This window comes from Blautia sp. AM29-29 (assembly GCF_003480555.1).
GTDB lineage: Bacteria > Bacillota > Clostridia > Lachnospirales > Lachnospiraceae > Fusicatenibacter > Fusicatenibacter saccharivorans.
On record NZ_QUJD01000020.1, the window covers coordinates 61298 to 71162 of the forward strand.

The 9865-nt window shown below is 48.7% G+C and carries 7 protein-coding genes; all 7 read left to right on the plus strand.

What is annotated here, in order from left to right; all coding sequences use genetic code 11:
* Nucleotides 1-46: 46 nt before the first annotated feature.
* The 7 genes from DW769_RS13775 to DW769_RS13805 all read left to right on the plus strand — a co-directional run bounded on the left by DW769_RS13775 (nucleotide 47) and on the right by DW769_RS13805 (nucleotide 9770).
* Entirely contained in the window at nucleotides 47-1180 is a 1134-nt protein-coding gene (locus DW769_RS13775) for an exonuclease SbcCD subunit D (RefSeq protein ID WP_117802464.1), read from the plus strand.
* Entirely contained in the window at nucleotides 1177-5118 is a 3942-nt protein-coding gene (locus DW769_RS13780) for an AAA family ATPase (RefSeq protein ID WP_117761568.1), read from the plus strand. The genes DW769_RS13775 and DW769_RS13780 overlap by 4 nt, the downstream gene beginning before the upstream one ends.
* Before the next feature lie 145 nt (nucleotides 5119-5263).
* A complete protein-coding gene (gene queA / locus DW769_RS13785; RefSeq protein WP_118750510.1) occupies nucleotides 5264-6289 on the plus strand; it encodes a tRNA preQ1(34) S-adenosylmethionine ribosyltransferase-isomerase QueA in 1026 nt (341 codons plus the stop codon).
* A 228-nt stretch (nucleotides 6290-6517) separates the two neighbouring features.
* On the plus strand, nucleotides 6518-7192 hold the full coding sequence (locus DW769_RS13790; RefSeq protein ID WP_022461411.1) for a phosphatase PAP2 family protein: 675 nt from the start codon (nucleotides 6518-6520) through the stop codon (nucleotides 7190-7192).
* Entirely contained in the window at nucleotides 7182-8243 is a 1062-nt protein-coding gene (locus DW769_RS13795; protein WP_118750511.1) for a lysylphosphatidylglycerol synthase transmembrane domain-containing protein, read from the plus strand. Before DW769_RS13790 ends, DW769_RS13795 begins: the two co-directional genes overlap by 11 nt.
* Nucleotides 8227-8862 (plus strand): CDP-alcohol phosphatidyltransferase family protein, encoded by a 636-nt coding sequence (locus DW769_RS13800; protein WP_022461413.1) that lies wholly within the window; start codon nucleotides 8227-8229, stop codon nucleotides 8860-8862. Before DW769_RS13795 ends, DW769_RS13800 begins: the two co-directional genes overlap by 17 nt.
* Complete coding sequence (locus DW769_RS13805) at nucleotides 8859-9770, plus strand: phosphatidylserine decarboxylase (RefSeq protein WP_227094094.1); 912 nt, start codon at nucleotides 8859-8861, stop codon at nucleotides 9768-9770. Before DW769_RS13800 ends, DW769_RS13805 begins: the two co-directional genes overlap by 4 nt.
* Nucleotides 9771-9865: the final 95 nt, after the last annotated feature.

Here is a 9865-nt window from a genome sequence, read left to right on the forward strand (position 1 = left end):
GGGCCCTGCAGATTACAATACCATGGAAAATGACAGGGAGGCGCTTATGAAATTATTCCACTTATCCGATCTCCACATCGGAAAGCGAGTCAATGAATTTTCGATGATCGAGGATCAGAAGTACATTTTGTCGCAGATTCTGCATACTGCAAAAAGAGAGAGACCAGATGGTGTACTGCTTTCCGGAGATATTTACGACAGTACGATTCCAAGTGCAGAAGCGGTTCAGGTTTTTGACGCGTTTCTGACAGAGCTTTCCACCAATCGGATTCCCACTTTTATTATCAGTGGAAACCATGATTCCGCCGAGCGTCTGGCATTTGGATCCAGCCTGATGGGAAAAAGCGGGATCTATTTTTCAAAGGTATACAATGGAACGATAGAGAAAATTCCGCTGCAGGATGCGTATGGCACGGTGTGGATTCATCTGCTTCCGTTTTTACGGCCTGCGGTGGTGCGCCATGCCCTGCCGGAGCGTGCGGAAGAAGTAATGTGTACAGCGGATGCAGTTCGGATTGCACTGGAACAGGATCTGGTTGATGAACAGGATCGAAATGTGATTCTGGCCCACCAGTTCGTAACCGGGGCAAAACGATGTGATGCAGAAGAACTGCAGGTTGGCGACTTGGATCAGATTCCGGCAGAATTGTTTGAAAAGTTTGATTATGCTGCACTGGGGCACATCCACAGCCCACAGAAGGTGGAAAGAGACACGGTTCGCTATTGCGGTTCGCCGCTGAAATATTCTTTTTCGGAAGCAGGACAGGAAAAAACGATTACGGTGATCGAATTAAAAGAAAAAGGAACGGTGGAGCTTAGAACAATTCCATTAAAGCCCTTGCACGATCTCAGGAAAATCCGGGGGACGTATCTGGAAGTCACGGCAAAAAGATTTTATGAGAACAGCGACTGCGAGGATTACCTTCTGGTGACGTTGACGGATGAAGAAGATGTGCCGGATGGAATGGCAAAACTCCGAACGATCTATCCGAACCTGATGCGCCTGGAGTACGATAACAAAAGAACCCGGTCTGCTGCAGACATTGGCACGGCGGAACGAGTGGAGGAAAAATCAGAACTGGAACTGTTCCGGGAATTTTATGAATTACAGAATAATCAGAGCATGACCGCACAGCAGGAAGCGCTGGTGGAAGAATTGTTACGGGGGATGAAGGGATGAAACCAAAGAAATTAGTCATCAGTGCATTCGGACCGTATGCGGACCGGATGGAACTTGATTTTGATCGGCTGGGCGGCGGTCTGTATCTGATTACGGGGGACACCGGCGCTGGAAAAACAACGATTTTTGATGCCATCACGTTTGCGCTTTACGGGGAAGCGAGCGGTGAAATCCGGAAAGGCGAAATGTTCCGCAGTAAGTATGCAAAACCGGAGGTGCGTACCTTCGTAGAGCTTACGTTTACGTATCAGGGAAAGGACTATACGGTAAAGAGAAACCCGGAATATCTGCGCCCGAAGGACCGCGGACAGGGCATGACGATGGAGAAAGCGAATGCAGAACTGATTTTTCCGGATGAGCGGCAGCCGGTTACGAAAACTTCGGAAGTGACAAAGAAAGTGACAGAACTTCTCGGGCTGGATCAGCGTCAGTTCCGACAGATTGCGATGATTGCGCAGGGAGATTTCCAGAAGCTTCTGCTGACAGGAACAGCGGATCGGAGTGAAATTTTCCGGAAAATGTTTCACACAGAGATTTATCAGGAGCTGCAGAAGCGCCTGCGGGAAGCAGCAAAGGAGCGCTGGAAAATATACGATGAAAAGAAACGCAGCATCAGCCAGTATCTGGACAATGTTGTCTGCCCGGAAGAGGCAGAATGGAAAAAAGAGTTTGACCGGCTGAAGAAAAATAAATTCGACGGCCAGGTTATGCGCGGTATGGAACTGCTTGCACGCTGCATCGAATGGGACGATGAGAAATTAAAGGCGCTGCAAGACGAGCAGAGTACGCTAAATGAAGAGATCGAAAAGAAAAACCAGCTTTTGGGAAAAATAAAAGAGCGACAGACGAGACAAAAAGAGAAAGAGCAGAAAGAAAAAGAATGGGAGACTCTGCTTCCGAAGGAAGAAGAAAAGAAAAAGAGAAGTGAGCAGGCAGAGAAAGAGGCGGAGATTTGTAAGCAGTTGGAAGAGCAGATTCGGGAAGAAAAAGTGTGTCTGGAACTGCTGCGAAAAGTGCAGCAGGAGCAAAGTGCAATGACACAGCTGCAAAAGGAACTGCAGGCAGCAACAGAAGCAAAAGAACAGCTTCAGACAGAGCAGGAGCGTGCAAAAAAAGTCCTGGAACAGAAGAAAGCACGGGAAGAACGTCTCTCTGATGCGGAGGTGAAACTTGCACGGACGGAACAAAAAGAAGCGTATGCCGCAGAGCAGATACAGCAGATGGAAGCATACTGCGAGACAATTGCAGGCGCAGTCAAAGAGGAAACGGCAAACAAAGAAGAGGAAAGCGTTCTTTGTAAAAAAATAAAAGAAACAGAGGAGACAGCGGCCAGGGCAGCCGAAGAGGCAGAAAGGCTGGCCGGGCAGGATCAGGTCTGCGAAAAACTGCTGGATGAAAAGAAAAATCTGGAACAGAAAATCCACACTTTAGAAGAAACGAAAAAACAGCTGGAGAGAACGACGGCTGAAAGGACGCAGATTGCCGCGCAGGTGACACAACTGCGAAAGGAAGAAGAGAACTTACAGGCGGATATCGCGACAACGGCAGAATATCTGGCCGAAAGAGACGGAGCCGCGCTGCTGCAGGAAAAATACCACCAGAAGCTGGAAACGCTGGAAAATCTGCTGGAAAGCTGGGAGCAGGGACGCAAAGAACTGGAAGAAAAGCAAGGTGCATACCAGCGTGAAATCAAAAAGAGAGATGCTTTACGGGAAACATATCAGGCGATGGAATCTTTATTTCTGGATGCACAGGCGGGAATTCTGGCAGAAAAACTGACAGAGGGAGAACCATGCCCGGTCTGCGGCGCTATTCATCATCCGCAGCCTGCCAGACGAGCAGAACATACGCCAGATAAAGAAACGCTGGATCACAAGAAAGAAGAACTTCGGATGCAGGAGGAAGCGGCTGCGGGACAAAGCGAGGCTGCGGGCAGCTGCCGCAGACAGGTAAAGGAAAAACGTGCACAGCTAACGGAATGGCTGTTAAGAGAACTGCCCGAGAGTCAGAAAGAACACGAACAGAAGCGACTTTCACAGATGCCGGATGTTTTATTTCAACAGGAAGCGGTCGAGAAGGCAGAGCAGCTTCGGAAGGAAGAAGAAACACAGAAAGTACGTCAGATGGAATATGCGGAACTGGAAAAAAGACAGACAGAACGGCAGAAAAGACTGGAAAGCATAAAAAAGACCATTGCAGCGGAACAGACACAGCTTGGCCGGGCAGAAGGAACCAAAAGAGCACTGGAAGAACAGTTGGAAAAAGAAATTGCGGAGGCGCAAAAAACGACTGCTTTTATGGAGAAAAAGAATCCTGCGCAAAGAAAGGGTCCGGGGGAGAGCGAGGACAGAAACTCCCTGGCTGATCAGATTGCCCAGGTGATTTCCTTCCGGAAAAACAGACAGAAACAGTGTGAGGGAGAGATTGCTGCCACGCGGGCAAAGGTGAGCCGCCGTGCAGAATGTATCGCACGGCAGAAAAAAGCGGAAGCTGAGCGGAAAGAGGATCATGAGCGGCTGCAGAAGGTGCGGAGCCGTCTTGAAGTACTGCAAAGCGATCGGAAGAGATGGAAGGAACAAGAAGAGAAACTGCTGGAAAATCTGGAAGAGCAGAGAGCGATCTGGGCAGAACAGGATCAGCAGAAAACAGGAGCGAAATCCGAAGGCAGGCCTGGAGATGGGAAGGAGCAGCTGAAGGATCTGGTAAGTGCAGAAACGGTGAAAAAACAGATAAATGAATTTACGGGATCGGAAATCGCAGAAAAACTTGCAGATGCGGAAAGAGAACTGTGGATTCGGTCTGTATGGGAACAGCACTGGCTGAAACAAAAGCGAAAAGAACTGACAGAACAGAAACAATGTATTCTTGCAGAACAGGAGGAACTGAAAAAGATCCGACAGGAAATCCAGGAAGAAACACAGAAAACGGAGCAAAGAGAACAGGAAATTCGCAAAAAAGAGCTGCGGGAAACGGAACAAAAGGCTGAAAGAAAAGCACTGCTGGAAAAGATCCGGGAAAAAGAGGCGCAGCTTGCGGGAAAAGAAGAAACAGAACTTCTGGAACATATTGCAGCCTGGGAAGCACAGAAAGAACGGCTGGAAGAAGCACAGAAAACAGCAAAAGAGGAACTGGATGCCATACAGAAAAAACTGACGGAAGTACAGGCGGCGCTTACGGCGATTCAGGCGTTAGAAACAGCGGATTCACAGGAACAGCCGCTCCCGTCAGAAATAGAATTACAGGAAGATTTAAGGGGACTTTCCGAACAGAAACAGGTTCTGGATCAGCGTTATAACGAGCAGTATCACGCGGCAAATACGAATCAGAACACATATGATGCCATTCGGAATCAGCAAAGTCAGATGCAGACCGTGGAAGAAGAGTACAAATGGGTCAATGCGCTTGCGGATACCGCATGTGGAAATGTGAGCGGAAAGCAAAAGATTGAACTGGAAACGTATGTGCAGATGGCGTATTTTGACCGGATTCTGCGAAAAGCCAATGTGCGTTTCCTGACGATGAGCCAGGGACAGTATGAGCTGAAACGGCAGGAAGACGGCACGAATAAGAAAGAAAAAGCCGGATTGGAACTGAATGTGATTGACCATTATAACGGAACGGAGCGGAGTGTCCGCACGCTCTCCGGCGGCGAATCGTTTCAGGCATCGCTTTCGCTGGCACTTGGCCTGTCAGATGAAATTCAGTCGTATGCAGGAGGAATCCGGTTAGATTCCATGTTTGTGGACGAAGGTTTTGGTTCTCTCGATGAAGAGTCCCTGAATCAGGCGGTGAAAGCACTGGAAGGTCTGGCGGATGGAAACTGTCTGGTCGGAATTATTTCTCATGTGCCCAAGTTAAAAGAGCGGATTGAGAAAAAAATCATTGTGACGAAAAATCGAAGCCGGGATGGTGTAGGAAGCCGGGCAGTGATCGAGTAGACCACACAGGAGATGATTGGGATTCGAGAGAATTCCTTGTCAGAAAGTACGGAAAATGCTATAATGGATCCGTTGGGCAAAAAAAGTTGAATGAACAGAGCAAATCCGGCGAATCATGCCGGCTGCCATAGAATGGAGGAAACAAATGAAAACATCAGATTTTTATTATGATCTGCCAAAAGAACTGATTGCACAGGATCCATTGGAAGACCGCAGCGCTTCCCGCCTGATGCATCTGGATAAAACGACAGGTGAATATAAGCATGGTCATTTCCGTGATATTCTGCAGTATCTGAAACCAGGCGACTGTCTGGTCATCAATGATACGAAGGTAATTCCGGCGCGTCTTTATGGTTCCAAAGTCGGAACGGATGCGGCAATTGAGATTCTTCTTTTAAAGAGAAAAGAAAACGACATCTGGGAAACGCTGGTAAAACCGGGCAAAAAATGCAAGGTCGGAACCGTAATCTCATTTGGAGACGGAATTCTGACAGGCGAAGTAGTCGATATCGTGGATGAAGGAAACCGCCTGATCAAGTTTCACTATGAAGGCATTTTTGAAGAAATTCTGGATCAGCTTGGTGAAATGCCGCTGCCGCCATATATCACACATAAACTGCAGGACAAGAACCGTTATCAGACGGTATACGCAAAACACGAAGGCTCCGCAGCAGCTCCGACCGCCGGACTGCATTTTACGAAAGAGCTTTTGCAGCAGGTGCAGGATGCCGGTGTGAAAATTGCACACGTTACCCTGCATGTCGGCCTTGGCACCTTCCGTCCGGTGAAAGTGGAGGATGTCACCCAGCATCACATGCACTCTGAGTTCTATGTGGTAGAAGAAGATCAGGCAAAACTGATCAACGATACGAAAGCAGCAGGCGGCCGTGTGATCGCAGTCGGAACAACGAGCTGCCGTACTCTGGAGTCGGCAACCGGCGAGGACGGCATTTTAAAAGCCGGAAGCGGCTGGACCGAGATCTTTATCTATCCGGGTTACCGCTTCAAGATGATCGACGGACTGATCACCAATTTCCATCTGCCGGAGTCCACACTGGTGATGCTGGTATCGGCACTGGCTGGAAAAGAGCATATTATGGCAGCTTATGAAGAGGCTGTAAGAGAAAAATACCGCTTTTTCTCCTTCGGCGATGCCATGATGATTGAATAAAAAATTCGTTTATGACAAAAATACGATGCTGAAAGAAAACGACCATATAGGAACACCCGTGAAGCCCTATATGGTCGTTTTTTTCTCTGCGAATCTTCTAAATCTTTCTTTTTCCCTGCCGAAAAACAGAAGATTTTATTAAGGTTTCTGAAAACGAGCGGAACTGGGTTGTGTCAGGGAATGTTTTTGCGTATACTGATACGTGTTTGAGACAAGGGAGGACGGATTTTGAAGAGAGACGAGAGAAGAAAGTTTCCATACTATGGTATCCTGCCGCTAATTCTGACGCTGACAGCGAATTTTATCGCTTATTTTGGAACGCGGCCGTTTACCAGTTCGTGGAAACATTACAATATAGAAACGGTGCTGGACCAGCAGATCCCGGTGATCCCGTGGACGATCGTGATTTATTTTGGCTGTTATCTGGTCTGGATTGTAAATTATCTGATTGCCGCAAGCAGAGAGAAAGAATTTGTCTGGCGGTTCTTTGCAGCAGATGTTCTGGCGCGGCTTGTCTGTATGGCATTTTATCTGCTGCTGCCGACAACGAACGTAAGGCCGTCGATCCCGGAACAGGGATTCTGGAATCAGATGCTTGCCTTGCTCTACCAGATGGATGCGGCGGACAATTTGTTCCCATCGATTCACTGCCTGAACAGCTGGTTTTGCTATATCGCAGTCCGTGGAAGACGGGAGATTCCGCGCTGGTATCAGCGGTTCTCTTTCTGGGCGGCACTTGCCGTGTTTGTCTCTACGCTGACAACAAAGCAGCATGTGATTGCAGATGTGATTGGCGGAGCGCTTCTGGCAGAAGTGACGTGGCAGATCGCGGGACGCACGCATCTTGGTGCATGGTATGGCATGATATTGGAACGAAGGAGGTGGAAACGCCGTGCAGAGTAAGAAAAAAATGATCGTGAATACCGTTTTTCTCGTTGTGATTTTTGCGTTGACGATATACGGTGTTTTCCACGGCGAAGACCTTGGCGCAATGATGGAAGCAATGCGGCGGGCAGATGTGCGGTGGCTGTTGCCGGGACTGTTCTGTGTCGTGTTTTTTATCTGGGGAGAATCGATCATCATCTGGTACATGATGCATTCCTTCCAGATTCCGGTGAAGAAGCGGACATGTTTTCTGTTTTCTTCCGTCGGATTCTTTTTCAGCTGTATCACACCGTCCGCAAGCGGCGGCCAGCCGATGCAGCTCTACTATATGAAAAAGGAGAAAATATCTCTTCCGGTATCAACGGTGATTCTGATGATCGTCACGATCACCTACAAAGCGGTGCTGGTCGTGGTGGGACTTGGGCTTGTTCTGTTCGGACAGGGCTTCCTGCACCGGTATCTGACGGAAATCCTTCCGGTTTTCTATCTGGGAATCGGTCTGAATGTCTTCTGTGTCACAGCCATGCTTATTCTGGTTTTTCATCCGGCGATTGCGCGGACAATTCTGGTTTTGGGACTGAAAATCGTGGAAAAACTGCATTTGATGAAACGAAAAGAAAGCCGCCTGAAAAAACTGGAAGCTTCCATGGAAGTCTACCAGAATACGGCAGCGTATCTTGGCACCCACAAAATGGTGCTGGTCAATGTCCTTGCGATTACCTTTGCACAGAGGTTTGCTTTATTTGCAGCAACATGGTTTGTATACCGCGCTTTTCATTTATCAGGCATTTCCTTTATTGCCATTGTGCTGCTGCAGGCGGTCATTTCCGTATCGGTTGACATGCTGCCGCTTCCGGGAGGAATGGGAATCAGCGAGACACTGTTCCTGAAAATTTTCCCGCCGGTCTTTGGAAGCACGCTGCTTCTTCCGGCAATGGTGCTTTCCAGAGGGCTCGGCTACTACGGGGAACTGCTGGTGAGTGCAGTCTTTACCATCGTCGCACAGCTTACGATCGGGAATACGAAAAGAGAAAAAAGAGGGGGAACTACATATGATAGGGTTCTATGATTATACCGTAATATTAACATATATCAGCTTTGCATCGTCCATCAGCGGCATTTTTCTTGCAACGCGGGGACACTTTAACTGGGCGATTTTTTGTCTTGCTTTTTCCGGACTGTGCGATATGTTCGATGGAAAAATTGCTCGGACGAAGAAAAACAGGACAGAAGATGAAAAGCGGTTCGGCATTCAGATCGATTCGCTCTGCGATGTGGTCTGTTTCGGTGTCTTTCCGATCGTGCTCTGCTATGAGCTTGGCATGACACATTTTTACAGCATTCCGATTCTTATTTTCTACGGTCTTGCGGGCGTGATCCGTCTGGGATATTTTAACGTAATGGAAGAGAAGCGTCAGAATGAAACTTCGGAGAACCGGAAATATTACCAGGGACTGCCGATTACCTCGATGTCAGTGGCTCTGCCGCTGCTGTTCGTCTTTGCGCCGCTCTGCCGCGGATACTTTCTAATCTGGCTGCATCTGCTGGTGCTGGCGGTCGGTGTTCTATTTATCACGGATTTCCGCTTCCGCAAGCCGACGAATAAAGAGCTTGCTGTGCTGGTAGCGGTCGTTGGAGTGGCTGTGCTCCGCGGACTTCTGATCTGGAAGGGAGGAAGAACGATTTGAGACTCTGCGCTTATCCTTACCGAAAACAGGGGAAAAATCATCCAAAGCTTGATCTGATCCGCGAGGAAAATGATATGCAGGACCGTTTTCTACACATGATGTACAGCCATGCCGCCGGAAGAGCCGCGATGCAGCCGCTGGTTCAGCCATTTGTATCTCGTGCGGCAGGCTGCTTTCTGGACAGCCGCTTATCGGTGCCGCTGGTTGCACCGTTTGTAAAGAAAAATCATATTTCACTGAAGGAATGTACCGCAAAGCAGTTTATCTCGTTCAATGATTTCTTTGTGCGGAAGTTGAAAATGGATGCACGTCCGTTTTCCAATGCGCCGCAGGATTTTATCAGCCCGTGTGATGCGCGGCTTACGGTTTATCCGATTCATGAGAACGGGAAGTTTGAGATCAAGAACACAGAATATACGCTGGAACAGCTTCTGCGCGACCGGAAGCTGGCAAAACGGTATGAGGGCGGAACGTTATTTCTGTTCCGGCTTTCCGTGGACGATTATCACCGGTATCTCTTTGTAGATGACGGCATCTGCTCGACGGAACGGCGGATTGAGGGCGTGCTCCACACGGTCAATCCGGCGGCGAATGATTTTTGCCCGATCTATAAAGAAAATACGAGAACCTACACGCTGCTGCAGTCCGCAAATTTCGGCACACTGCTGCAGATGGAGGTCGGCGCGATGATGGTCGGAAAGATTGTCAATGAAAATGCCGGAGCGGCGAGACGTGTACAGCGCGGCGAAGAGAAAGGCTATTTTGCCTTCGGTGGTTCGACAGTGATCGTTCTGGCACAGAAGGGAAGCGCAGTGCCGGAAAAACGGATCTGGAATTATTCGCGGCTTGGAATCGAAACGCGGGTACGGCAGGGAGAAACGGTTGGAACGGCCGGAAGAACAGGGTAAAAGCAAAAAAATGGATTGTGAGGAAATGATCTTCACAATCCATTTTTGGTTTGCGCGCCATGGGCGCGCTCTAATGGGTGAAAGTCCCGAACACG

Coding starts and splice junctions, on each gene's coding strand:
- queA (WP_118750510.1), top strand. CDS start 5,264: ATGAAAACATCAGATTTTTATTATGATCTGCCAAAAGAACTGATTGCA.
- DW769_RS13800 (WP_022461413.1), top strand. CDS start 8,227: ATGATAGGGTTCTATGATTATACCGTAATATTAACATATATCAGCTTT.
- DW769_RS13780 (WP_117761568.1), top strand. CDS start 1,177: ATGAAACCAAAGAAATTAGTCATCAGTGCATTCGGACCGTATGCGGAC.
- DW769_RS13775 (WP_117802464.1), top strand. CDS start 47: ATGAAATTATTCCACTTATCCGATCTCCACATCGGAAAGCGAGTCAAT.